The organism is Leifsonia sp. 10N434 (assembly GCF_056394405.1).
In genome coordinates this window covers 190,935-214,377 of sequence record NZ_JBFTHV010000006.1, presented here as the reverse complement: position 1 = coordinate 214,377, position 23,443 = coordinate 190,935, and the positions used below count along the sequence as shown (strand labels likewise).

The following is a 23,443-nucleotide window of genomic DNA, read 5'->3' as shown; positions in this document are numbered from 1 at the left end:
CTCCACCGAGATCGGCCCTCCTCCGGCGGATGCCGGTGGAGCGTCGGACGCGGTGGTTACTTTTGCCGCATGGTTCGTTGTCGAGGTCCCCGTCGTCCGTTGTCCGTCCGCCGCTCACGCGGCCCCGCCTATCAGGTCCCGTGGCAGGTCGACCGCGGTGCACCGCCCGTCTACCGGCTGGTGAACACCGGGCCGCACGTGCTCCGCGGGGTCACCGTGAGCGTCTCCGGCCGCTCGCAGCTCCGAGTGAGCGCGCCGGCCTCGATCGCCCCGGGTGCCGCCGTCTCGGCCATCGTCACCGGCGACGACCTCGCACGGGACACCGTGCTGGTCATCCGCTGGTTCCCGCCCGACGGCAAGGAGTACCTCTGGCACGTCAGCTTCTGAGGCTCACGGGCCGGGTCCGACGATCGGTCCCGGCCCGCGGCTGGAGCCCGGTGCACGAGCTCAGCGACGCATGCTCCGTGCTCGCAGGAACTCGGCAGCCGAGAACACCTGCAGTTCCTCCGGCAGGTGCGCGGCCTTGATTCCATCGGTCAGGTGTCCGACGTCGACACCCAGAACGCCCGCGATGCGCACGATGGTGTGCAGGCTCGGGTTGGCGCAGCCGCGCTCGATCTTGCCCAGGTTGGTCACGTGCATCTGGGCGAGATCGGCCACACTCTCCTGACTTAGCCCGAGCTCGATGCGCGCGCTGCGCACCCGCTCCCCGAAGATCCGTGCAGCGTGCGAGTGTGGGACAGCCATACAACATAACTACGGGCGCACGTGCGGTGAATGCCAGAGTCGGTGAGCCTCCCGTTCCTCGACCTCGGACACCGGAGACAGACATGGCTTGTATTTTCTGGGTGTCCTCCGCATACGACCGTCGTTCGCCGACGCACGACCTAGACTCGGATGGATGGCGAAACAGCAGAAGCCGATCGTGTCGGTCACCGGCGGCCCGGCCAAGGGCGGAGACACCCCGCGCGCGCTGAACAACACGCTCGACCGCTTCCTCGCCATCCAGCGCCCTGTTGTGCTCGCACATCTGCGGAGCATCCGGCGCCGTCATCCGGAGGCAGATCCCGCCACCCTGGCCGGCATCCTCGAGCGTCGCTACCTGGCGGCGGTGACGACGGGCGGCGCTGCTGTCGGCGTGACGGCCGTCATCCCTGCGATCGGCACCGGGGTGACTCTCGCGCTGTCCGGGCTCGAGACCGCCGGGTTCCTCGAGGCAACCTCCCTCTACGCGCAGTCGCTCAGCGAGCTGCACGGCATCGCCGTCGACGACCCCGAGCGTGCCAGGGCACTCGTGCTGACCATGATGCTCGGCCGGGAGGGCTCCGATCTGGTGCGTCAGCTCGCCTCGCAGGCCACGGGCGCCGGGGGTACGCGGTCCACGTACTGGGGCGAACTCGTCACCACGAGCCTGCCCAGCATGCTCGTCGGACCTCTCGTCGACCGGCTGAAGAACGCCTTTGTGCGTCAGTTCGCCGTCCGCGGTGGCGCCAACCTGATCGGCCGGGCGATCCCCTTCGGCATCGGCGCCGTCATCGGCGGCACCGGAAACAACATCGTCGGGCGACGCGTCGTGCAGAATTCGCGTCTGGCCTTCGGCGCGGCGCCGACGAGTTTCCCCCCGGCTCTCGCACCGGCCATCGTCACAGTGCGGGTGCGCCCCGATGGAAGCATCGCGGCACGCTCTCTCAATGCGGCCGTCGGCGGAGCGCGCCGTCTCGGCAGTGTCGCAGCCGAGTCGACCGGCCGCGCCGGACGCGCCGTCCGCGGAGTGATGCCCCGCCGTCGCGCCATCGAACGCTCGGCGAGCGCCGACTCGGCCGGCACGCCGGCCCCCACCACGCCGGATGACGACGACGAGCGAGCGGACGACTAGACGATCGGCGGCCGCCCCGCGAGGGTCATCCGCCACACCGTGCGCCACGAGATCGGGCGCCGCTCGCCCGGATCGCTCCGCCACCCTTCGGCCCAGCCGCCGAACCAGGCGCGCAGCACGGCCGGCTTGCGGAACCAGCGCAGCAGCTGGATGCCCGTCCACGAGCCCACGTAGATCGGGACCAGGACGGCCGGCAGGTTGCGCCGCGCCAGCCATACCCGGTTGCGGGCGTTGAGGCGGTAGTAGTCCGCGTGCCTGGTGGGCGAGACCGCGGGGTGGTTGACCTCCAGGTCGCCCGCGTACCACGCGCGCAGGCCTTCGTCCCAGACCTTCCACGCCAGGTCGATGCCCTCGTGCGCGTAGAAGAACGGCGCTGCCCAGCCGCCAGCTGCGTCGAAGACGCTCCGGGGCATAACGATCACCGCCTCCAGCACTGAGAACACGGCGCTCGGATGCGCGGGGTCGCCCTTGCGGATGCGCGGGATCCAGCGCCGCGGCGACATCGTGCCCGACGGGTCGACGATCCGCGGCTGGATCATGCCGAGGCTGGGATCGCGGTCGAGCAGGCCGATGGCGTCGGTCAGGAAGGACGCGGACGGGATGCTCGCATCGTCGTCGAGGAAGAGCAGGATCTCGCCGTCGGCCACCGGGACTCCCCGATTGCGGCCGGCGGGGATCCCGAGATTCTCGGGGAGGTGCAGCGAACGCACGCCCGCGGGCAGCGGCGGCTCGGAGGTCGATGGGTCCCAGCCGTTGCCGACGACGACGATGTCGGTGACGACCCCGGTTTGAGCGAGCACCGAATCGATCCCGCGCCGGAGGTCGTCGGGGCGCGTCCCCTGCGTGAGGACGATGACGCCGACGTGGGGCTCAGACACGGACGCGCTTCGACGCCATGATCGTCACGAAGTGACCGACGAGCGCGAGAAGCGCCAGCGGCACCAGAGCGACGAGCAGGATGCGGTTCGCCAGCTGGTCGCCGATGAACAGCCCCACCACCGAGAACGCGAAGATCAGCATGGTCAGCTCCACCGAGTGGTAGAGCCGATGGAACGGCACGTAGCGCGCAACCCGTCGAAGCCGTGCGACCGCACCGTGGGTCGGGGCGTACTCGCTCTGGGTGTCGGCCAGTTTCGGCAGTCCGGCATTCGCGCGCGCGACGCGCACCATGTCGTTGAGCGCCTTGTTCAGCACGATGATGAGGGCGAGCAGGGTTCCGAGGTTCGTCCACAGGTAGTCGTCCGGCGTCTGGAACGGGTATCCGGCTGCCCGGATGCCGAGGGCGATGGCGATCAGCGTCTCGGTCGAGTAGTGGCCGACGTTGTCGAGGAAGATCCCGGCGGGCGACGAGGTGCCGCGCCAGCGGGCGACCTCGCCGTCGCAGCAATCGACGAGCATCTGCAGCTGACCGAGCACGAGCGCCAGAGCGGCTCCTCCGATGCCGGGGATCAGCAGGCTCGCGGCGGCCGCCCATCCGGTCAGGATCATCAGTCCGGTCACGCCGTTGGCGCTGATCGACGTCTTGAGCAGCCACCAGGTCAGGTAGGGCGACAGATTGCGCAGGTAGAGCGACGCCGTCCAGTGCTCGGCGTTGCGGCGGCCGCGCACCTCCGGCGGCTGGGCGACGGCACGCAGCTCGGCGATCGACGTCGGGCGCACGTTGCGCGCTCCGGGGACTGGGGCTGACATTGCTACCTTCCCGTGTGGGCGGTGATGTTGCGGCTGAGCGACAGGAACCCGAGCAGGAATCCGATCCCCCAGCAGAAATGAATGCACGGCAAGACTACGAGAAACCACAGGAACGAGCGAAAACCGTCGCGTCGGCCCCACACCACGGCGGAGGCCACCACGATGAGCGCGTAGAAGACGGGGACGGCGAATCCGAGGAGCAGCCACGGCTGAGCTCCGACCACCGCCTGCACGATACCGGCGATGCCGACGAGGAAGCCGAGCACGACCGCGACCACCATCGCCGGAGGCACGAAATAGCGGACGCCGTTCGCGGACGGGAAGCGACGTGCGAGTTCGCCTCGCCAGACCCCGGTCGAGACGAACTGCCGGGCGAGCCGGTACAGGTTGGGGCGCGGCCGGTAGGTCACCTTCAGCTCGGGCGTGAACCACACGGTCCCGCCGGATGCCCGAAGCCTCCGGTTCAGCTCCCAGTCCTGCCCCCGCTTGATGTCCTCCGCGAAGAGCCCGACGTCGAGCAGCCGCTGCCGCACGAAGACGCCGAGGTACACCGTCTCTGCCGGGCCCGCCTCGCCTCCGACGTGCAGCTTCGTTCCGCCGAGACCGATCCTGCTGCCGTAGGCCCGCGCGACGGCCTTCTCGAAGGGGGTGGTGCCCTGCGCGTCCATCAGCCCGCCGACGTTGTCGGCGCCGGTGGAGATGATCGTCTCGACGGCGATGCGCGCGTAGTCCGCCGGCAGCACAGAATGGGCGTCGACGCGGATGACGATGGGGTAGCGGGATGCCCGGATCGCGAGGTTCAGTCCGGCCGGGGTGGAGCCGACCACGTTGTCCACGACGCGGATGCGCGGGTCGACCGCCGCCAGTTCCTCGACCAGCTCGGTCGTCCCGTCCATGCTCGGGCCGAGCGCGAGGGTGACTTCGAACGGCCCTTCGTAGTCCTGCTGCAGCAGGCTGTCGACGGCGGCGCGCACGTGCGTGACCTCGTTCAGGACGGGCATCACGTACGAGACACCGGGAAGGGTGTTCTGTGCTGCGTCGTGCGCCATCTGATCCATTCGTCGTTCGGGACGATCGAGCTTATCAGCCGCCACTCCACGCGCCTGGGAGGGTGCGCAGAACGGCAGAGAGGCCGCCCCGCTGTGCGCGGGACGGCCTCTGTTTCGGTTCGAATGGATCAGCTCGCGGGGAGCGATCCCAGCGTGACCGTGGCGGTCTTCGTCTGACCGTTGCGGATGTAGGTCACGTCGGCCTTCGATCCTGCGGCCAGCGCGCGCACCTGGGCGGTCAGGTCGGTGGCGCTGGTGATGGGCAGGTCGTTGAAGCCGACCACGACGTCGCCGGCCTTGAGACCGGCGCCCGCGGCCGCTCCCCCGCTGGTGACGTCCTTGATCAGCGCGCCGACCGTGGTGGCCTTGCTGTCGGAGCTGGCGTCGGCGACCGAAGCACCGAGCAGACCGTGGGTCGCCTTGCCGTCCTTGATCAGCTCGTCGGAGACGCGCTTGGCGAGGTTCGACGGGATCGAGAATCCGACGCCGATGCTGCCGGACTGCGACGAGCTGGAGGTGCCGGATGCGCTCGCGATCGCGACGTTCACGCCGATCAGCTCGCCCTTGGAGTTGAGCAGCGCGCCGCCTGAGTTGCCCGGGTTGATCGCGGCATCGGTCTGCACGACCGGGAGCGAGATCGTGGCCGTCGACTGGGTCTGGGTGTCGCCGCCGGAGCCGGAGCCGCCCTGGCCGGGGAAGTCGAAGTTCCACGGGTTGCCGTTGCTGTCGCCGCCGCTTCCGCTGCCACCGTCGGTCGAGCCGTCGGACGACTTCGGGGCGGCCGATGATGCGATGCTGATGCTGCGGTTGAGCGCGCTGACGATGCCGTCGGTGACGGTTCCGGAGAGACCGAGCGGGGCGCCGATGGCGACCGCGGTGTCACCCACGTTGAGCTTGCTCGAGTCGGCGAACTTCATCGGGGTGAGACCCTTGGCGTTGTCGAGCTTGATCACCGCGAGATCGGTGGTCGGGTCGGTGCCGACGATCTTGGCCGTGTAGATCTTGCCGTCGTTGTCCTGCACGGTGATGCTCACGTTCGAGGCCTGGCCGTCGAGGGTGACCACGTGCGTGTTGGTCAGCACGTACCCGTCCGAGGACAGGACGATGCCGGAGCCGGTGCCACCCGAGCTGCTGCCCGAGACCGAGATGGTGACGACGCTCGGGGAAGCCGCCGCCGCGACGGCGGTGACCGTGGTCGCGTCGTTCGCGTTGTTGACGGTGATGTTCTGCGGGCCGGTCGCCGTCTTCACGATGGAGCTTCCTGCACCGGACGCCGCGTAGATGCCGACACCGGCTCCTGCACCGGCGACGCCGCCGATGAGGGCGCCGATGGCGAGGGTCGCGATGATGGCGCCGGTGTTGCGCTTCTTGGCCGGCTTGTCGGCGGTGACCACACCGGGAGCCGCAGCGTACTGCTGGTGGTGGGCGTTCGGCGCGTACGGCTGCTGCGGGGTGCCGGGGTAGGCGTGACCGGCAGGCTGGCCGAACGATCCCTGGCCGTAGTTCGGCTGGGGCGCGGTGGGCTGAGCCCCGGTCGGCGCACCGTAGGGCTGCGGCGGAACGGGCTGGGTCGGCTGGGTGCCCTGTGCGGCGGGCGCAACGGGCGCTGCCGACGCGGCCGGCGCAGCAGGAGCGACGGGAGCCTCGGGGGCTGCGGCTGCGGGGGCCGGCGCTGCCGGAGCCTCCGGCTGCGGCACGGTGGCCTGCGTGTCGGCCGGGGTCTCGGCGTTCGTCGCGGGGGTGTCGGGAGTGCTCACGTTCTCAGCATCCACGACCGACTCGGTGTCGGCGTCGTGCTGGGGCTTCGCGGGCTCCGGAGTGATCGGGGTGTCGGTCATGATGTGGTGCTCCTTCCAAGCACTGACAGCTTGGAACCCGAACCTGAACGTTCTATTTGCGGGTGCTGTGGGCCACCTACCGCGTGCCAATGACTCTGCATAACGTATCGAATGCAGCGCGGTCCGTCACGCCGTAGGTTGGGAGGAGGCGACGAGAGGATTCCCATGACGGTCGACGGTTCGTGGCAGCGAGCGGCGCGCGGCGCCGGTCTCCTCGGCGACGACGGCTCGATCGCCCCCACGATCTTCGCCGAGATGAGCGCGCTCGCGGTGCAAACGGGAGCCATCAACCTCGGTCAGGGCTTCCCCGACGAAGACGGCCCTGCCGCCGTTCTCGACGCCGCCGTGGCCGCCATCCTCGGAGGCGGGAATCAGTACCCGCCCGGCATCGGCATCCCGGACCTGCGGCTCGCCGTCGCCGAGCACCAGCAACGGTTCTACGGTCTGGCGGTCGATCCGGACAGGGAGGTGCTGATCACGGCCGGCGCGACGGAGGCTCTCGCCGCCACGCTGCTCGCGCTGCTGGAACCGGGTGACGAGGTCGTGACCTTCGAGCCCTTCTACGACGCGTACGGAGCGCTCATCGCGCTCGCGGGCGGGGTGCACCGCACCGTCCCGCTCCGGCTCCCCGGCTTCCAGCCGGATCTCGACGAACTGCGCTCGGCGGTCACCGACCGCACCCGCGTGATCCTCGTGAACACCCCGCACAACCCGACCGGCACCGTGCTCTCCACAGACGTGCTGCAGGCCGTGGTCGAGCTCGCCGAGCGGCACGATGCGTACATCGTGACCGATGAGGTGTACGAGCACCTGACCTTCGGTCCGCGCCACGTTCCGATCGCGACGCTCGAGGGCGCCAGGGAACGCACGATCACGATCTCCTCCGGAGGCAAGACGTTCAACACGACCGGATGGAAGATCGGCTGGGTCACGGCGCCCGCCGACCTGATCACCGCGATCCTCACCGTGAAGCAGTTCCTCACCTACGTCAACGGAGCACCCTTCCAGCCGGCGATCGCGACCGGTCTCCGCCTCGGCGACGAGTACTTCGCCGGCATCGCCGCCGAGCTGGGCCGCAAGAAGGACCTGCTCTCCTCCGGGCTCGCCTCCGCCGGCTTCGACGTCTTCGCCACCGACGGCACGTACTTCGTGGTCGCCGACGCCGCCCCGCTCGGGTACGACGACGCCGTCACGTTCTGCCGCGAACTCCCGCGGCTCGCCGGCGTCGTCGCCGTGCCGGTGTCGGCTTTCTGCACCCGCGACTACGCGGCGAGCACGGCATCCCTCGTGCGCTTCGCCTTCTGCAAGCGCGTCGAGGTGCTCGAGCGGGCTGCAGCTCAGCTGGCCGTCCTCGGCCGCACCTCGTAGCGGCGCAGCACCAGGCTCGGATTCGCTTCGCGCACGTCGCGGAGACGCGCGGCGGACACCTCGGCGACGGCAACGCCCGTCGTCTCGCCGAGTCCGGCGAGGGCCACGCCCATCGGATCGACGATCAGGCTCCCGCCGACACCGATCGGCGGCGTGTGATCCGCCGCCGCGATGTACACCGTGTTCTCGATCGCCCGCGCGGTGAGCAGCGTGCGCCAGTGCTCCTCCTTGAGCGGACCGCGCACCCATTCGGCGGGCACGAGAACCAGCTCGGCCCCGGCGTCGACGACGCGGCGGGTGACCTCAGGGAACCGGATGTCGTAGCAGGTCTGCATCCCGACGCGGATCCCGTCGACCTCGAACGTCTGCAGGGCGTCCAGGGCCCCCGCGACGACCCAGTCCGACTCCGAGGCGCCGAAGGCGTCGTAGAGGTGCTGCTTGCGATAGGTGGCGACGACGTCTCCCACCGGTGAGACGGCGACGAGCGTGTTCGAGAAGCGCTTGGGATCGTCGGTCGACTCGACCAGCCCGGCGACGATGTGGATGCCGTGCTCGCCCGCCGCCGAGACGAGCGAGCCGACGAACTCGCCGTCCAGGGGCTCCGCATTGCGCACGAACGCCTCGCCGAGCGGATCCACGAAGAACGAGGAGTACTCGGGGAAGACGACGAGACGCGATCCACGCGCTGCGGCGATCGCCGTGAACACGGCGATCAGGTCGCGGTTGTGCACGCGGTCGTCGGTCGGCGCGAACTGGGCGACGGCGACCAGGATGCCGGGGGCGGCTTCCGACATCGCGCTAGTCCCGCATCTCGATCGACGCGGACTCCATCTCGAGCGCCGCCGCTTGCAGGGGCAGGTGCAGGCTGATGGAGGTCCCGACGCCCTCTTCGCTCGCGATGTCGAGCCGGCCGCCGTGCGCGGTCACGATCGCCTTGGTGATCGTGAGTCCGAGCCCGACACCGGGCACCGCGTTGCGGGTCGCGGTGGACGCGCGGAAGAACCGGGTGGAGAGCTGACCGAGCTCGACCGCGGGGATCCCGATGCCGGTGTCGGTGACCGTGATCACCGCTTCCTCGGGTTCGGTGCGCAGCGAGACGGTCACCGTTCCGCCCGCGGGGGTGAACTTCACCGCGTTGGAGACGAGGTTGTCGATCGATTGCCCGATGCGCACCGGATCACCGGGGATCACCGTCGGTCTCTCCGGCACCTCCGCCACCAGGCTCACGCCGGCATTGGCCGCGATCGGCCGTGACGTGTCGACCGATGCGGCGATGACCGTATCGAGCTCGACCTGCTTGATGGCAAGCGGGAAGCGGCCGGACTCGACCTGCGCGGTGAAGAGCAGGTCGCCGACGAGCTTCAGGAGACGGTGCGCGTTGCGTTCGGCGACCCCCAGATACTGCAGCTGCTCGGCCGACAGCGGGTCGTCCTCGTCGTCGCGCATCAGTTCCAGGTAGCCCAGGATCGAACTCAGCGGTGTGCGGAGCTCGTGCGAGATGAGGCCCACGAACTCGTCCTTCAGGCGCGCGAACTCGCGGGCCTTGGTCATGTCCGTCGCGACGAAGATGAAGCCGACGCGGTGCCCGTTCTCGTCGAGGCGGGGCGTGGCGGCGACCTGCACGGGCACGTGCTTGCCGTCGGGACGCACGTAGGTCCAGTCGCGCACATCGGCGTACCCCGAGCGCACCGCATCGACGAGAGCGGAGAAGTCCTCCGCGCTCGAGACGGTCGTCAGCCGCGCATCCATGTCGCGGAGCCGCTCCTCGAGCTCCGAGATGAGGTGGAAGTCGACCATGTGATGGGTGCCGTCGAGCACCTGCTCCGAGGTGAGCCCGAGCATCTTCTCTGCGCCCGGGTTCCACACATCGATGAGACCGTCGAGGTCGGTGCCGATCACCGACTGCTCGGTGACCGCGTTCCAGATGCTCTGGATCAGGCGGTTCGCCGTCTTCAGCCGGGCCTCGTTGAGCGCCAGCTCGTCGGAGGCGCGCACCGCGTCGTCGAGCAGGGCTTTGCGCTGTTCCGCCGCCCCCTGCGCCGCGGCGAGCTGCTGCCTCACCCGGTGCGCGATCTCGTTGATCACGCCGGCGACGATGAGGTAGATGAGCGGCGAGAAGAACGCGCGCACCCACTCGGCAACGCTGGTCGGCTGGTCGCTGAGCAGGAGCGGCGCGAGAAGCACGAGGAAGACGCCGAGCGCGGCGATCAGCACGTTGAGGCGGCCCTCCTCCGAGGCGATCCACACGAAGGGCAGCAGGATCAGCACTCCGAACGGCGAGGCCGATCCACCCGTGCCGAGGCGGAAGAAGCCGACCGCCACCAGGGAGAGCACAGGGACGATCAGGGTCCACTCGGTGCCGATTCGCTGCCACGGGAGCGCCGCCGCGAGCACCGAGGCGACCGCGATGAGCACGATGCCCGTGACGAACGAGGGGATGTCGGCGACCGTCGGCTGGAACGGCAGCAGCATGATGATCAGCGCGAGCGCGAACCCCGCGATCGTCGGGACCTGCTTGAGCATCGGCGAGGGCGACTCGATCGAGATCCGCTTCAGCCAGCGATCGATGGTCATGCGATCGCTCCGATGCCGAGCATCTCCCGGATGCGCCCGGAGAGCGCCTTCGGACTGAACGGTTTGATCATGAAGCCGTCGGAGCGGTCCGCCACCACGCCGTGATCCGTGAGCAACTGCACCGACGCCGAGACCATCAGGATCAACGTCTTCTTCATCTCCGAGTCGGCGCGGATGCTCTCGGCGACCTGCACGCCGTTGAGGCCCGGCATCGAGATGTCGAGCACCGCCAGGTCGATACCGCCGGCGCGCACGGCGTCGAGCGCCAGCCTGCCGTTGTCGACCGCCGCGACGACCTCGACTCCGGCGCGCTCCGCCGCGATCACCATCAGAGTGCGGATGTCGGCGTCATCGTCCGCGACGACGACGCGCTTGACGACGTCCGTCACGAGAAGAACACCACCCTGACCACGATGATCGCTGCGAGCACGACCACGGCGATACCCGCATACGGAAGCAGGCGGTACTCCGATCGCCGGTTGTCATCGATCTCCTGCTGCAGCTCGGCGCGCAGTTCGCTGTTGACCTCTGCGGGACTCATGGGTTCGTCCTTCTGGCTGTTCCGCTCGCGGAAGCACCGGCCGTCATGCCGGTACCCCGGCGCTCTCGAGGATGCGTGCGACGCGGTCGTAGCGACCGACATCCGCGGCATCGTGACTGTCTGTGGAGGCGACGATACGCGCATCCGCGGCGATCAGGGCGGACACCGCGTCCGGCCCCGGGCACGCCCACTTCTCGTTCACCTCGACGATGGTGCCCGTGGCCGCCGCCGCCTTCGCCCAGGCGGTCAGGCGCTCGGCACCGAGCTGCTCTTCGGCGAGGCCCACCTTGGGCAGGATCGAGAACCAGTGGGCGAGCTGCGCGTTCGGCGTGCGCTCCATCGCCCGGATGCTGGCCGTGACCAGCAGATCCAGCGCATCGTCGGCCGCGAGACCGTTCGCAAGCCGCTCGCGGGTCGCCGACGGGGACCACGGGCCGTCTGTGCCGGGGAACTGGTGGTCGCCGATCACGACCGTGTCCACGCCACCTGCCGCGCCGACCAGCAGGTCGGCCGGGGTGTCGACGGCGCCGGAGGAATCGAGCAGTTTCGCCTCGACCCCGGTGAACACGGTCAGGCCCGCCGGAACCGCCTCCGCGGCGACGGCCGCGACGAACTCGGGCACCCAGGTGGTCCACATCCGCACATGGTCGATGAGCCGGATGCGCTCGAGTCCGACGGCGGCTGCGGCGGCCAGATTCTCGGCCAGGCTGCTGACGGCATCGTCGGAGAACGTGGAGTGCACGTGGAAGTCTCCGCGCAGCAGTCCGCTCCGCGTCACCGTCATTCTTCGCCGGGCCCCTCGCTGTGCGCGGCGTTCTCGGACACGAGCACGTCGGCGGGGTCGAGGAACACGTCTTCGAGGTAGCGCACGTTGGCGATCTCGGCGAACTCCACCTGATCGGGCACCGGACGCCCGAGCACGAGGTCGAGGAGCAGCGACGGCATGTCGACGCCTGCGGCGATCGTCAGCGGCATGGCGCCGGGGAAACGCGGATTGACCTCGAGCAGCGCCGGCTCCCCCGTGCTGCTGTATCGCAGCTGCACGTTGGCGACGCCGGTGAGTCCGATCGCCCGTGCGACGGCGGCGGCCGTCTCGGAGAGCTCGGCCCGGCGGACCGTGCGCCCGGCGATCGAGACGCCGGAGTCGACGCGCTCGCGCGAGCGCGGGACGGCGGCGATCACGTGCCCGTCGAGCCCCGCGATCACGTCGACCGAGAACTCCTCGCCCGGCAGGTTCTCCTGGATCAGGATGCTGTGGTCGGTGCCGAGCGCCTCCAGCGCCACCCTGTCGGCGATGAGCTTGACGCCACGCGAGCCCGCGCCGCTGCGCGGCTTGACGATGACCGGGAAGGTCCAGTCGGCGCCGACGCCCTCACCGTCGAGCAGGTGCGTCTCCGGCACGCGGACGGACGGTGTGCAGCGCTCCGCGAGCTGGAACTTGTCGAGGCACACGGTGAGGGTCTCGAGGCTCGGCGCCGCGAGCGCGGTGCCGACGGCCTGCAGCTCGTCCCGGCGAGCCGCCAGTCCTGGCAGCTCGACGTCGACGGTCGAGAACAGCACGTCGATGCTGTCGGAGGAGCACATCGCGATCAGCTCGTCGACGAACGTCTCCGACCGACCGGCCGGCACGATCCGCCGGTTCTCCGCCTCGACGAGGTAGAGCCCGCTGGCCCAGCCGTCCATGTCGGCGGCGAGCACTTCGACATCGTCGCGGGCGAGCAGGGATCGGATGACCGCGACGCCGGCGGGTCCGCCTGCTCCGGTCACGAGCACTCGTGTCACTGATTGTTCCCTTTGAATCGGGTGCCCGCCGTCATCGACGAGGCCGGCACGGAGATGTCTGCTGTGTCCTTGATGACTTCGAGCGGCTCGCAGTTCGTCCCGCCGCCGAACCGCGACCAGTAGCGCGCGGTCGCCAGCACGAAATCGGGCTCGAGGTAGGCGCGCAGCTCGGTCTGCGAGCGGAAGCAGTCGATGAGCGCGAGCTTCGATTCGGTGAAGCCGTCGATCGGCACGAACCGGGTGGGCCGGTAGTCGATCGTGGCCGACGGGCTCTGGTAGCAGCAGACGGTCCGCACCGACCGCGTCGCCACCAGCGTCGCCGAGTGCACGGCCCGGTGGTCCTGATGACGGTCGTGCGCCGAATGCGTGTAGACGATGTCGGGCCGGACCTCGGCGACGACGCGCTCGATGATGCTCACCGTGGGGTCGGCGGCGGAGATCCGCGTGTCCTCGAGGTCTTCGAGGAAGAGCCGCGCGCCGAGGAGTTCCGCGGCAGCGAGCGACTCGTGCTGGCGGTCGTTCGCGTCGCCGCCGCGCGCCCCGCGCGAAAGAGTCAGGATGACGACGTCGTTGCCGGCGTCGCGGTGCGCCGACAGGATGCCTCCGACGCCGATCTCCACGTCATCCGGATGCGCGCCGATCGCGAGCACGACCTGCGGCGCCTGCGCGGCCTTCCTGGTGCGGCCCTGCTCCGCGAGGCGGTTGACGATGGAGACGAGATCGGCCGAGGCGATCGGCTTGGTGAGGAACTCGTCGGCCTGGGCGCGCAGAGCCGAGACGGCGTAGTCGACCGAGACGTGCGCGGTCATGACGACGACGGGCATCCCCGGATGGCTGGCGCGCAGCGACTTGAGGAGGTCGAGCCCGGAGATGCCGGGCATCTCGATGTCGGTGATCACGACATCCGGCTCGAATTCGGCGATGCTCTGCAGGGCGATGGCCGGGGCGGTGATCGCGAGCACGACGGCGTCGGCCCGCTTCTCGAGCACCGTCTTCATGTAGAGGGCGACATCGGGATCGTCCTCGATCACGCAGACCCGGTACTTCTGCATCCCACTGACCATCGGCATTCCCCCTCTCGGTCCGACTCTATCGGCGGAACGCGATCATGTCTTTGTATTGAAACCCCGTGTGCGAGGGGTTCGCGCGCGCACCGGGCGTGTCCTGGCCCTGGGATGCGGCGCCGATTTTTCTGTTGGCCGACCTTCGTGCTAGAGTCAATTCTTGTGCCGCGGGGTGGAGCAGCTCGGTAGCTCGCTGGGCTCATAACCCAGAGGTCGTAGGTTCAAATCCTGCCCCCGCAACAAGAAAGGCCCGGATTCCCTTGGGAATCCGGGCCTTATCCTTTGGATCGGCGCCCCTCAGCGGGCGAAGACGACGTGCTCCAGGTCGAGGATGCGAACGCCGTCGGCCTCGAGTTCACGCGTCACCCGCTCCGCGATCGCCGCGGCCGGTTCGCCGTCGTCGTAGGTGGTGTGGCCGTCGCTTGGCACCGTCACGTCGAACCCGTGTGCGAGAGCCCCCCTGCTCGTCGCCTGGATGCACAGTTCGCTCTGCAGCCCGGCGACCACGACCGCGTCGACGCCCATCGCCCGCAGCACATCTGCCAGCGCCGGGTTCGCCTCGAACGTGTTGCTGACCGCCTTGCGGACCACCGGCTCGCCGGGGAGCGCCCGGAAGCTGAGCTCCCAGCCGGGAGTCCAGGGCTGGTCGGGCTCGCCGACCGCTCCATCGTTCTGCACGTGCACGATGGGCACGCCGGCCGCGCGGGCACGCTCCAGCAGCTCGAACAGCGCCGCGCGGAACGTCTCCGCCTGCTCGACGGCGGTCTCGCCCTCCAGCATGTCGCGCTGCGCGTCCACCAGGATCAGTGCGTTCCCCATCCCGCCATCTTGCGCCCGTCCAGCCGGAATCGCCACCCGTCGCTTCCGTCGTGCGCAGCGGCCGTTCGCTAGGGTCGACTGCGGGGAGAACGCGCGTCGAGGAGCGGCAAGTGGCAGAGGATCACAGCAAGGCGACACAGGCCGCCGTTCGTGAGCGCAATCTCACGAGCGCACTGCAGCTCGTGCTGTCCGGCAGCGGAACCGCCACGCGCGCGAGCATCGCCCGCCGCACCGGCCTCACGTCCGCGACCGTGTCGTCCCTGCTCAGCGGCCTGTTGGCCGACGGCCTGGTGCTCGAGGGTCAGCGTGCGGAGAGCACGGGAGGCAAGCGCGCGACCACGCTCCAGATCGACCCCTCTCGACACGTGCTGCTCTCGGTCATCGTGCAGCCCGGCCTGGTGCGCGGCGCCGTGGTGAATCTGCTCGGATCCGAGGTCACTTCCCTGTCGCAGAAGCCGGTCACGCCGGGAGCGATCGAGGACGTGCAGCTGGTCGTACGCCGCCTGGTGGCCGCGACCACCGCTCGCGTCGTCGCCGTCGGCGTCCAGGTGCCCGGCATCGCCGACGGTCCGCTGATCCGCGAGAGCGTGCAGCTCGGCTGGAGCGACGTCAACCTGTCCGACGCCCTGCGCGACATCGTCGACGCCCCCGTGCACCTCGTGAACGACGCGGACGCAGAAGCGCTGGCCGACTACGCGACCTCCGATCAGTTCGGCGCGAATCAGATGTTCGTCTCGCTCAGCACCGGCGTCGGGGCCGCGTTCATCGTCGACGGCTCCCTGCTCGCCGGCGCCGCGCATCGGGCCGGTGAGATCGGCCACGTCCCCGTGCTCTTCGGGCCGGATGCGCCGCTCTGCGCCTGCGGCAACCGCGGCTGCCTCGAAGAGGTGGTCTCGGTGACCTCGCTCGTCGGACTCCCCCACGGCACCGACCTGGAGTCAGTGGATGTCGTCGCGCTCGCCTCGACCCAGGAGTCGCGTGAGCGGATCGCCTTCGGCGCCCGCGTGCTGGCGCGCGCGCTGCTGCTCGTCGGTGCCGCCCTCGACGTGCCGAACGTCGTGCTCGGCGGCACCGCCCCCAAGCTCGGTGACGAGTTCATCGGGCACCTGCGGGCGGAGGCCGCGCGTCACACCGTGCGCGCGGCGATGCCGCTCAGCTTCCGCTATGCCAAGGTCGCCCTGGAGCAGCCGTTCCGCGGCGCTGCCCAGCACGCGTTGCAGTCGACCCTCGGGGTCTCCTGGGCCCTCTGAGGCGTTCCGGAGGCTCCGGGCGTGCTCGGGTGACCGACCGGTGACCGACCGGCCTCAGCGGGCCGTGAGCAGCCGGATGAGCGCGGCGCCGCGATCGCGGTCGAAGCCGAACGTCGCGACGTCCGCGTAGCTGTGCCCCGTGAGACGGTGGCCCATGTCCACGACGAGCACCGAGTTGCAGGATGCGCGGATCGCGTCGATCACGACTCTCGCATACGCAGTGCGCTCGTTGTCGATCCCGACCACCACGACGGGCGTGCGGGTTGCGAGCACCAGATCGGGGTCGTCGTGCGGCCCGACGGTCACCACCGGATTGTCCACCCAGCGCAGCGTCCTGTCGGAGCCGGGCTCGCCCCAGATCTCGGCGAACGTTGACCAGCGCGGGACGCCGAGCACGTCGTTGTCGATGCTCGCCAGCCGGACGACGGTGCACCGCCCGCGGAACAGGGGAAGGGACTCCTTGGCGCGCGGTGCGATCGCGAAGGACTCCACGACAGCGGTGTCGGTGTCCTCGCGCTCCAGCACCAGAGTCATCAGGAGACCCCGAGCTGCGCGGAGAGCACCATGACGACACAGCCGCGGAGCACGATGTCGCGCCCCTGACTGGTCATCCGGATCGTCGCATCCGAATGGAAACCGGCCATCGTGCGGTTGCGGAGCGTCTCCCCGACCGCCTCGAGGAGCGGCCCGTCGACCAGTTCCTCCGGCCCGCTGACGACGACTTCGGAGAGGTTGAGGGCGCCGACGATCGGTGCGAGGGCGACACCCAGCCGTTGCCCGGCCTCCCTCAGCACCGGCGCGACGGGTTCACCGGCGATGGCCGCCGCGGCGACGCGGGACTCGAGCCGGGGCACTGCGAGCCAGGCCTCAAGGCACTTCTCACGGTCGTACGGGGCTTCCGGTCCGTCGTCGGTGCCGACGATCACCTGACCGATCTCGCCCGCGGCGAACCGGCTGCCGAACACGAGGGCTCCCGCGACCAGCAGGCCGGAGCCGACGCCGTGCCCGACCTTGACGAGCATCATGTCCCCGTGCGCTCCCCCGAACCCGTGTTCGGCGAGAACGGCGACGTTCGCGTCATTGGCGACGAAGACCGGGAGGGCCGTGTGCTCGGCCACGATGCGCTGCAGGGGGACGTCCGTCCAGCCCAGGTTGGGCGCCGCCACGACGGTGCCGCTCGGCTCGACGATGCCCGGCGACCCGATGCCGATGCCGAGGATGTGCGCGCTCGTCGCATCCACCAGGCGGTCGACCAGGTCGAGCACCTTGGCCGTCGCGTCGCTCCCGCGGCTGCCGGCGAGCGCGACCTCGGCGCTCGCGAGGATCTCGCCGTCGATGTCGAGCACGGCGCCGCGGAAGACCGAGTGCTCGCTGAGGTCGATGCCGATGATCTGCGTGGTGGCGCGGTTCATGTCGAGCAGCACGGCGGGCTTGCCCGGCCGTGAGTCGTCGCGCTGGCCGAGTTCGACCACGAGGCCCTCGGCGATGAGACCCGCGACGAGGTCGGAGATCGTGACGCGGGTGAGGCCCGTCTCGCGCGCCAGGTCGGCTCGGCTCACCTGCCCGGCGCGGTACAGCGTCTGGAGCACGAGTGAGCGGTTGTGGTTGCGAGCGTGCTCGGGGAGCACCTTCGCGCTGGGGCGCAGAGCCCGCCCGGGAACCATGCCCCGATCGCCCGGATGGGGTGCGATCTCACCGAGCGCCGAGCGCCGTCCTTCGTCCACCAGCATGTTTGTTAGTAAAGTCGACAATCAAAGTTTACGCAAGCATTTCCGTGCTCGAATTCCGCCCTGGCGGGAACCGGCGGCCACCGCGCGTCGACGAGGAGCCGAACTTTGTATAGGGAGCGAACATACGCCGACACACCGACGGCCCGCACGGTTGTCCGTGCGGGCCGTCGGTGCTGATCGTCCTGCTACTTGCTCGAAGTGGAACCCTCCGCCTGCAGCGCCTGCTGCAGGGCCTTGGTGAGGCGCGCGTCGGCCAGGCCGTACGCCGTCCAGTCGCCCGCCTTGAGGGCGGCCGCACGGTCGGTCAGCGCAGCGCGCGCATCCAGGAGGGCCTGCTGCAGCGCAGCGTTGTTCGTCTCGGTCGATCCGGACCCGCCGCCGGAACCGGTGGACGGCGGAGTCGTCCCCCCGGTCGTCGGCACGTTCGTATCGCCGGCGGTCGCACCGGAGTCGCCCCCGAAGAGCACATCGAGCGCCTGGTCGAGGGTGTCCTCGAACGCGATCTTGTCACCGAACGCGACCAGCACCTTCTGCAGCAGCGGGTAACTCGTCTCGCCCGTCGACTTGACGTAGACCGGCTGCACGTAGAGCAGTCCGCCACCGACCGGCAGCGTGAGCAGGTTGCCGTTGATGACGTCGGTCTTGCCCTGTCTCAGCAGGTTGAGCTGCTGAGAGACGCTCGGATCGGAGTTGAAGCTGTTCTGCACCTGCCCAGGCCCTGGCACCGTATCGCTCGATGGCAGGGTCAGGAGTCTCAGTTTGCCGTAGCTGTCCGCCCTCACCCCCTTCGTCGACCCCGCGTTCGAGTCGACGGAGAGGTAGCCCTTCAGCACCGAACGACTGGCCTCGCTCGAGGCCTGGGGTATGAAGGTGGTGTACAACGAGAACTCCGGCGCCGTCTGACCCGGCATCTGCATCGTCAGGTAGTACGGCGGCTGCAATGTCGGGCTGCTCTGCGCGGAGACCGGGTCGTTCGGAGTGGTCCAGGCGTCTTCCCGCGAGTAGAACGAACCGGCGTCGGTCACGTGGTACTGGCCGAGGACCGAGCGCTGCACCTTGAACAGGTCGGCCGGGTAGCGCACGTGACTCATGAGCTGAGCGCTCATGTCGCTGATCGGCTTCACCGTCGTCGGGAAGATCTTCTCCCACGTCTTCAGCACGGGGTCCTTGTCGTCCCACGCGTACAGCGTGACCGAACCGTCGTACGCGTCGACCGTCGCCTTGACCGAGTTGCGGATGTAGTTGATGTCGTCGAATGCGTACGCGGGCTTCGGCGTCTCGGTGTCAGCGATCGCGTCGCTCAGGCTGCCGACGTGCGAGTACGGGAACTGATCGCTCGTCGTGTAGCCGTCGATGACCCACTTCACCCGGCCGTCGACGACCGTGGGGTACGCCTGCGAGTCGAGCGTCAGGTACGGAGCGACCTTCTGCACACGCTTGATGGGGTCGCGGTCGTAGAGGATCTGCGAGTCGCTGTTCACCGCATCCGACAGCACGATCTGCTCGTCCTGGAACTTGAGGGCGTAGACGAGGCGCTTGAAGATGTTGTCGAGCTTCGGTCCGCCGTTGCCGTCGAAGGTCGTGTACGTCTGCTGCGCGTCGCCCTCCCCGCCCGGATAGTCGAGCTCGACGGCCTTGCCACCCTTCGGCCCGCCCACGATGGAGTACGTCGGCGACTGCTGGCCGAAGTAGATGCGCGGCTCATAGGTGCCGAGCGAGCCCTTGCTCGGGATGCCCGACTCCAGGAAGACCGGCTGCCCGTCGGTGGAGCGCTGGTTGCCGTACGCGGCCACCAGACCGTAGCCGTGCGTGTACACGACGGTGTCGTTGTACCAGTTGCGGGCGCTGGTCAGACCGGACTGCTGCAGCTCGCGCACCGCGACCACGGCATCCTGATCGTTGCCGTCGATGTTGTAGCGGTCGACCGCCAGGTTGTTCGGGAACGCGTAGTACTGGCGGAACTGCTCCAGCTGGCGGAACGACGGGCTGACGACGGCCGGGTCGATGATGCGGATCTGTGCTGTGGTCTGGGCGTCCTTGCGCAGCGCGCCCTGCTCGGCCGTGGTCTTGGCGTTGTACGGGATGACGTCGATGCTGCTGAGCCCGTAGGCGTCGCGTGTCGCATCGATGCCGCGTTGCACATACGGCGTCTCGAGCGTCTTCTGGCTCGGCTCGACCTGGAAGCGCTGGACGATCCAGGGATAGATCGCGCCGACCACGAGGGCGGCGACGATGAGCAGCGCGGTTCCGACGATCGGGAAGCGCCAGCGGCCGATGAAGGCCGTCACGATGAACAGCACGGCCACGAACACGGCGATGCCGGCGAGCACCGCCCGTCCGGGGATGGTGGCGTTCACGTCGGTGTACGCCGCGCCGTTGATCATGTCGTTGACGTTGGCGTCGGTGACCGTCGCGAACCGGTCGAGCCAGATGCTCACCGCCTGCAGCAGCAGGTAGAGCGCCGCCGTCACGGCGATCTGGATGCGGGCCGACTTCGAGATGCGCACCTCGCGGCCGCTCACCCGGATCGAACCGTAGAGATAGCACGTTGCGAGCGTGGCGATGAGCGAGATGATGACGACCGCCGAGGCGAACCCGACGAGGCTGCGATAGAACGGCAGCGCGAACAGGTAGAACCCGATGTCGAGATGGAACTGCGCGTCGGTCTTGCCGTACGGCGTGCCATTGAGCCACAGCAGCACGGTCTGCCAGCGCGAACCGGCCGAGACGCCGGCGAAGATGCCGAAGACGATCGGGATGCCGTACATCGCGAGACGCCGGAGCGGCTCGATGACCTGCTGATACCGGTCGAGCTGCGTGTTGAGCTTGGCGTAGACCGGGCGGAGCCGGTAGGCCAGCTGGATCGCGAGCCAGAGCGGCACGGCCATGCCGAGGAACCCGATGAAGAACATCACTCCGGCGGCCAGCCACTGCGTGGTGAGCACGTTGAGGAAGCCCAACTGCTGGTACCAGAGGATGTCGGCGTACAGTCCCGCGAACACGAAGAAGAGGATGACCAGAGCGACGATCACGCCCAAAGTGATCCAGATGGCCGCACGGCGGCGTCCTGGTGGTCTAACGGCTGCTGTTGAACTCACGAATGGGCCCTCATTGCTCTCGCGTGGAAAGGTCAGGAACCATCCTAGGCGCGGCACGCTGCGAGATTGCTGCGCTCGGGTTCGCTGTGAGCGAGCCTATGTAAGCGCTATGAACAGACGTGCGGCGCAGGCGGGCGTCAGGAGGCCGGGCAGGTCGCGAGCTTCGCGGTGCTTCCGCCCGAGCTGACCGCCTTGAGCGCGGCGAGCGAGTCGTCGAGCGTCTTCACGGCGAAGACCTTCAACCCGCTCGGGATGTGCCCCGTGACCTCGTCGCAATTGGACTGCGGCGCGAGGAAGTAGGTCGCGCCGGCCGCCCTGGCCCCGTACATCTTCTGCCGGATGCCGCCGATCGGGCCGACATTGCCTTCGTTGTCGATGGTGCCGGTGCCCGCGATGCGCTTTCCGCCGTTGAGCTTGCCGGGCGTGAGCTTGTCCATGATGCCGAGCGCGAACATCTGACCGGCGCTCGGCCCACCGACGTTGTCGAGCTGGATCTTCACGTCGAACGGGAAGGTGTAGTCCATCCCCGCTCCGATGCCGAGCACGGTCTGACCGCCGGATTTCACCGGAGTGATCGAGACGGTGGAGGCGGCGCCATTGCGCGTGATGCCCACCTCGGCCGGCTTGGTCGTGCCGTTGGCCGAGACCAGGGTGCGCAGCGACTGCACCCCCGGCACCGGCTTTCCGTTGACGCTCGTGATCTCATCGCCGACCTTGAACACCTTCTCGGCGGGCGTGCCCTTGATCACTTGCTTGACCGCGACGGCCTCGGGAAAGGTGTAGCCGAGCTCATTGAGGGCGGCGGCCACGGCATCCTGCTGCGAGTTCACCATCAGTGCGGCGTTCTCCGCGTTCGACTGCTCGGTGGTGGTGCCCGGAGGGAACACGACGTCGACGGGGAGCACGGCCTTGCTCGGCTGGAACCACGCGCTGACGATCTCGAACCAGCTCGGGCGGTGATCGGGATCGCCGACGAGCGACACCGTGAGGAGGTCGAGGGAGCCGGCCGTCGGATAGGTCTTCTGACTCGGGATGCTGATCAGCGGCTTCGCGTCCGGGTTGTCCGCCGCGCCGACCGGCTGGTCCTTCCCGAGCGTGTTGAACACGGGCCCGGGCTGCTCGATGACGTACGGCGCCGGAACCAGGGCGAGCACGAGGGTCAGCACGAAGGCGAGGCCGACCAGCGACCATCCGATGACCACGCGGCGCGGCGGCGCAACGCGCTGCCGTTCCTCCGCGGACTGCGGCTGGAGGTCGTCGTCGGTGAAGAGGCTCACTCGATCCCTTTCGTTTGTTCGCCACGGGCGCACGTCCCGGGGCTAGAGCCTAGGCCAATTCCCACCTTGCGCCGCTGAACACGGGCTAGCGTAGATTCCAAGCCTGAAAGCCGCACCACACGAAAGAGGCAGACGATGGCCGACGACCCCAACAAGGAACCGGACGACGAGTTCCGCGACATGCTGCGCGAATTCCTCTCGGGCAACTCCTCCATCGACCCGAGCCAGCTCGCGGGAGCGGCCGGCCTGCCGAACGATCCGGCGAGCATCCAGCAGCTGCTCGGTCAGCTCCAGAACGCCATCCGCAGCACCGATGGCGGCATCAACTGGGACCTCGCGCTGCAGCAGGCGCGCACGCTGGCCTCGGATGGCGCGCACGCCGTCACCCCGGCGGAGCGCGCGACCCTCGACCAGGCTTTCAACGTCGCCGCGCTCTGGCTCGACGACGTCACCACGGTCTCCGAGCTCACGAGCCCGCCCCAGCTGATCGGGCGCGCCGAATGGGCGCGGCAGACCATGCCGCTCTGGTCGCAGCTCGCCGAACCGGTCGCACTGAGCATCTCGGATGCCCTCACCCGCGTCCTCACGGAGCAGGCGCCGGAGGAGATGCAGGGCATGATCGCCAACGCCGGCCAGGTGATGCGGTCCATCGGAGGTGCCCTTTTCGCCATGCAGCTCGGCCAGGTGGTCGGTCAGCTCGCCAAGGAGGTCGTCTCCGGCGGCGACATCGGCATCCCGCTGATGGAGGACGGCACCGCAGCGCTCATCCCGCAGAACGTCGAGGAGTTCGGCGACGGCCTCGACATCCCGGTCGACCAGGTGCAGCTGTACCTCGCGGTGCGCGAGCTCGCGCACGCCCGTCTCTTCCGTCACGCCAAGTGGCTTCGGCTGCAGCTGCTCACCCAGATCACGGCCTTCGCCAAGGGCATCACCATCGACACCGACCGACTCGAAGAGCTGGCCGAGAGCTTCGATCCGTCGAACCCGGAGGAGCTCCGCGAGGCCATGGTCAGCGGCGCGCTGATCCCCCCGAAGTCGGACACCCAGCTCGAGGCGCTCGCGCGCCTCGAGACGATGCTCGCCCTCGTCGAGGGATGGGTCGACGTGGTCACCGCCAACGCCACCACACTGCTTCCGCGCACCGGCGCCATCGCCGAGACGGTGCGGCGCCGCCGCGCGTCCGGCGGACCGGCCGAGTCGGCCTTCGCCACGCTGGTGGGGCTGGAGTTGCGCCCGCGCCGGCTGCGCGAGGCGGCCGCGATGTGGCAGGCCGTCACCGACGCCGTCGGACCCGACGCTCGCGACAACCTCTGGTCGCACCCCGACCTGCTCCCCCAGTCCGCCGACCTCGACGACCCGTCCGGTCTGGTCGCGCGTCTCGTCGCCGCGGCGAACGGCGAGGAGCCGGAGTACGACGCGGTGGATCAAGCACTCGAAGACCTGCTCCGCGGCGACACGGAGCGTCCGAAAGAGGACTAGGGAGCGGGT

General features: G+C 69.1%; 22 protein-coding genes and 1 tRNA gene. 6 read left to right on the top strand and 17 right to left on the bottom strand.

Features of this window, described 5'->3' with window-relative positions; genetic code table 11:
* Positions 1 to 69 precede the first annotated feature (69 nt).
* Entirely contained in the window at positions 70 to 387 is a 318-nt protein-coding gene (locus tag AC1DB1_RS16035; RefSeq protein WP_271178208.1) for a hypothetical protein, read from the top strand.
* A 60-nt stretch (positions 388 to 447) separates the two neighbouring features.
* On the opposite strand, the gene AC1DB1_RS16030 is transcribed toward AC1DB1_RS16035, so the two are convergent.
* Entirely contained in the window at positions 448 to 747 is a 300-nt protein-coding gene (locus AC1DB1_RS16030) for a helix-turn-helix domain-containing protein (RefSeq protein ID WP_477201515.1), read from the bottom strand.
* Between the two features lie 154 nt (positions 748 to 901).
* On the opposite strand from AC1DB1_RS16030, the gene AC1DB1_RS16025 reads away from it, so the two are divergent.
* Positions 902 to 1,876 carry a hypothetical protein gene (locus AC1DB1_RS16025; protein ID WP_477201514.1) on the top strand — a complete coding sequence of 325 codons (975 nt, stop codon included), beginning with the start codon at positions 902 to 904 and terminating at the stop codon, positions 1,874 to 1,876.
* On the opposite strand, the gene AC1DB1_RS16020 is transcribed toward AC1DB1_RS16025, so the two are convergent.
* From AC1DB1_RS16020 to AC1DB1_RS16005, 4 genes are all read right to left on the bottom strand, one after another.
* Positions 1,873 to 2,754 carry a glycosyltransferase family 2 protein gene (locus AC1DB1_RS16020; protein WP_477201513.1) on the bottom strand — a complete coding sequence of 294 codons (882 nt, stop codon included), beginning with the start codon at positions 2,752 to 2,754 and terminating at the stop codon, positions 1,873 to 1,875. The genes AC1DB1_RS16025 and AC1DB1_RS16020 overlap by 4 nt on opposite strands.
* Positions 2,747 to 3,565: a CDP-alcohol phosphatidyltransferase family protein gene (locus tag AC1DB1_RS16015; RefSeq protein WP_477201512.1), complete on the bottom strand. Its 819-nt coding sequence runs from the start codon at positions 3,563 to 3,565 to the stop codon at positions 2,747 to 2,749. The genes AC1DB1_RS16020 and AC1DB1_RS16015 overlap by 8 nt, the downstream gene beginning before the upstream one ends.
* A gap of 2 nt (positions 3,566 to 3,567) precedes the next feature.
* Positions 3,568 to 4,623 carry a glycosyltransferase family 2 protein gene (locus AC1DB1_RS16010; protein WP_477201511.1) on the bottom strand — a complete coding sequence of 352 codons (1,056 nt, stop codon included), beginning with the start codon at positions 4,621 to 4,623 and terminating at the stop codon, positions 3,568 to 3,570.
* Positions 4,624 to 4,742: 119 nt separating this feature from the next.
* Complete coding sequence (locus tag AC1DB1_RS16005; RefSeq protein ID WP_477201510.1) at positions 4,743 to 6,452, bottom strand: S1C family serine protease; 1,710 nt, start codon at positions 6,450 to 6,452, stop codon at positions 4,743 to 4,745.
* Positions 6,453 to 6,617: 165 nt separating this feature from the next.
* On the opposite strand from AC1DB1_RS16005, the gene AC1DB1_RS16000 reads away from it, so the two are divergent.
* Positions 6,618 to 7,820 carry a pyridoxal phosphate-dependent aminotransferase gene (locus AC1DB1_RS16000; protein WP_477201509.1) on the top strand — a complete coding sequence of 401 codons (1,203 nt, stop codon included), beginning with the start codon at positions 6,618 to 6,620 and terminating at the stop codon, positions 7,818 to 7,820.
* Here AC1DB1_RS16000 and AC1DB1_RS15995 read toward each other — a convergent pair.
* The 7 genes from AC1DB1_RS15995 to AC1DB1_RS15965 are packed head-to-tail and all read right to left on the bottom strand — an operon-like array spanning position 7,790 to position 13,781.
* The gene (locus tag AC1DB1_RS15995) at positions 7,790 to 8,614 is read right to left on the bottom strand and encodes a carbon-nitrogen hydrolase family protein (protein ID WP_477201508.1); all 825 of its coding nucleotides are present in this window, start codon (positions 8,612 to 8,614) and stop codon (positions 7,790 to 7,792) included. The genes AC1DB1_RS16000 and AC1DB1_RS15995 overlap by 31 nt on opposite strands.
* A 4-nt stretch (positions 8,615 to 8,618) precedes the next feature.
* Complete coding sequence (locus tag AC1DB1_RS15990; RefSeq protein ID WP_271178199.1) at positions 8,619 to 10,394, bottom strand: sensor histidine kinase; 1,776 nt, start codon at positions 10,392 to 10,394, stop codon at positions 8,619 to 8,621.
* Positions 10,391 to 10,783: a response regulator gene (locus AC1DB1_RS15985; RefSeq protein WP_477201507.1), complete on the bottom strand. Its 393-nt coding sequence runs from the start codon at positions 10,781 to 10,783 to the stop codon at positions 10,391 to 10,393. Before AC1DB1_RS15985 ends, AC1DB1_RS15990 begins: the two co-directional genes overlap by 4 nt.
* On the bottom strand, positions 10,780 to 10,935 hold the full coding sequence (locus tag AC1DB1_RS15980; protein ID WP_477201506.1) for a hypothetical protein: 156 nt from the start codon (positions 10,933 to 10,935) through the stop codon (positions 10,780 to 10,782). The genes AC1DB1_RS15985 and AC1DB1_RS15980 overlap by 4 nt, the downstream gene beginning before the upstream one ends.
* Positions 10,936 to 10,978: 43 nt before the next feature.
* Positions 10,979 to 11,719 (bottom strand): PHP domain-containing protein, encoded by a 741-nt coding sequence (locus tag AC1DB1_RS15975; protein WP_477201505.1) that lies wholly within the window; start codon positions 11,717 to 11,719, stop codon positions 10,979 to 10,981.
* Complete coding sequence (locus AC1DB1_RS15970) at positions 11,716 to 12,717, bottom strand: ATP-grasp domain-containing protein (protein WP_477201504.1); 1,002 nt, start codon at positions 12,715 to 12,717, stop codon at positions 11,716 to 11,718. The genes AC1DB1_RS15975 and AC1DB1_RS15970 overlap by 4 nt, the downstream gene beginning before the upstream one ends.
* On the bottom strand, positions 12,714 to 13,781 hold the full coding sequence (locus tag AC1DB1_RS15965; RefSeq protein ID WP_271178914.1) for a response regulator: 1,068 nt from the start codon (positions 13,779 to 13,781) through the stop codon (positions 12,714 to 12,716). Before AC1DB1_RS15965 ends, AC1DB1_RS15970 begins: the two co-directional genes overlap by 4 nt.
* 166 nt (positions 13,782 to 13,947) lie before the next feature.
* Between AC1DB1_RS15965 and AC1DB1_RS15960 the strand changes: the two genes are divergently transcribed.
* Positions 13,948 to 14,021 (top strand) — tRNA-Met (locus AC1DB1_RS15960).
* Positions 14,022 to 14,078: 57 nt separating this feature from the next.
* On the opposite strand, the gene AC1DB1_RS15955 is transcribed toward AC1DB1_RS15960, so the two are convergent.
* The gene (locus AC1DB1_RS15955) at positions 14,079 to 14,600 is read right to left on the bottom strand and encodes an isochorismatase family protein (RefSeq protein ID WP_271178194.1); all 522 of its coding nucleotides are present in this window, start codon (positions 14,598 to 14,600) and stop codon (positions 14,079 to 14,081) included.
* Positions 14,601 to 14,710: 110 nt separating this feature from the next.
* Between AC1DB1_RS15955 and AC1DB1_RS15950 the strand changes: the two genes are divergently transcribed.
* On the top strand, positions 14,711 to 15,850 hold the full coding sequence (locus AC1DB1_RS15950; RefSeq protein WP_477201503.1) for an ROK family transcriptional regulator: 1,140 nt from the start codon (positions 14,711 to 14,713) through the stop codon (positions 15,848 to 15,850).
* 54 nt (positions 15,851 to 15,904) lie between these two features.
* On the opposite strand, the gene AC1DB1_RS15945 is transcribed toward AC1DB1_RS15950, so the two are convergent.
* From AC1DB1_RS15945 to AC1DB1_RS15930, 4 genes are all read right to left on the bottom strand, one after another.
* Positions 15,905 to 16,384, bottom strand: a complete 480-nt coding sequence (locus tag AC1DB1_RS15945) for a hypothetical protein (RefSeq protein WP_477201502.1) — start codon at positions 16,382 to 16,384, stop codon at positions 15,905 to 15,907.
* Entirely contained in the window at positions 16,384 to 17,580 is a 1,197-nt protein-coding gene (locus tag AC1DB1_RS15940) for an ROK family transcriptional regulator (protein WP_373877154.1), read from the bottom strand. The genes AC1DB1_RS15945 and AC1DB1_RS15940 overlap by 1 nt, the downstream gene beginning before the upstream one ends.
* A 185-nt stretch (positions 17,581 to 17,765) precedes the next feature.
* A complete protein-coding gene (locus AC1DB1_RS15935) occupies positions 17,766 to 20,678 on the bottom strand; it encodes a UPF0182 family membrane protein (protein ID WP_477201501.1) in 2,913 nt (970 codons plus the stop codon).
* A gap of 137 nt (positions 20,679 to 20,815) precedes the next feature.
* Positions 20,816 to 21,955, bottom strand: coding sequence for a YlbL family protein (locus AC1DB1_RS15930; protein ID WP_477201500.1), 1,140 nt, complete (start codon positions 21,953 to 21,955; stop codon positions 20,816 to 20,818).
* A gap of 135 nt (positions 21,956 to 22,090) precedes the next feature.
* Between AC1DB1_RS15930 and AC1DB1_RS15925 the strand changes: the two genes are divergently transcribed.
* Positions 22,091 to 23,434 (top strand): zinc-dependent metalloprotease, encoded by a 1,344-nt coding sequence (locus AC1DB1_RS15925; RefSeq protein WP_271178189.1) that lies wholly within the window; start codon positions 22,091 to 22,093, stop codon positions 23,432 to 23,434.
* Positions 23,435 to 23,443 lie beyond the last annotated feature (9 nt).